The sequence below is a fragment of the Gilliamella sp. Choc4-2 genome (assembly GCF_001690355.1).
Taxonomy (GTDB): domain Bacteria; phylum Pseudomonadota; class Gammaproteobacteria; order Enterobacterales; family Orbaceae; genus Gilliamella; species Gilliamella apicola_A.
In genome coordinates this window covers 1-641 of sequence record NZ_LZHG01000063.1, presented here as the reverse complement: position 1 = coordinate 641, position 641 = coordinate 1, and the positions used below count along the sequence as shown (strand labels likewise).

Sequence of the window (641 nt, the reverse complement as noted above, 5' to 3'; positions counted from 1 at the left end):
CTTTGAATATTTTTATAAATTTTGTTGGGGCTATTTTTTTGACTACCTGAACTGACACTGGCACTACCTGCATATTGATAGTGCTCGCCATAACGGTAGTCGGTGCCGTTAGTGGTGCGGTCATCGGGTTGGCTATTGACCTCGCCAAGTAAGTTGGCTTTGGCATCACGGTAGTTGTAATCTTTCACTTTAACCGATGATGCCACCGTTTGGCTGTGCATGCTAATATCCCAAACGCTTTCAGTGCCACCGTCCAAGGTGCCACTGGGTAATTTGTAATCAATATGAGCAACTTGGTCATAACCTTGTTCATAATCGCTTATCACCATTACGTCGCAGTCGTGCTCGGCATGGCTTTCAAAGCGAAACCAGATACCCACATCCGCCATTAAGCGTTGGATAAATTCAAAATCGCTTTCTTGCCATTGGGTAATAAATTCCCTGGCTGGGTAGTGCTCTTTAAGTTCAAGGCGGTAGTCTATGCCATTAAGTCCGTGGCTTCTAAGTATTTGTTCAACCACGCTTACTACGCTTTGGTTCTGGAATATGGCACAGTTGCGGTTTAACGTTAGTCTAGCCAGTCGTGGCGATAAGACCACTTGATAATGCGCTTCCTCTTTATTCACCGATAATTGGCTAAA

General features: G+C 44.6%; 1 protein-coding gene. It reads right to left on the bottom strand.

What is annotated here, in order from left to right:
• The coding region (locus A9G34_RS08740) for a type VI secretion system Vgr family protein (protein ID WP_141670390.1) at positions 1–641 on the bottom strand (641 nt) is incomplete at both ends.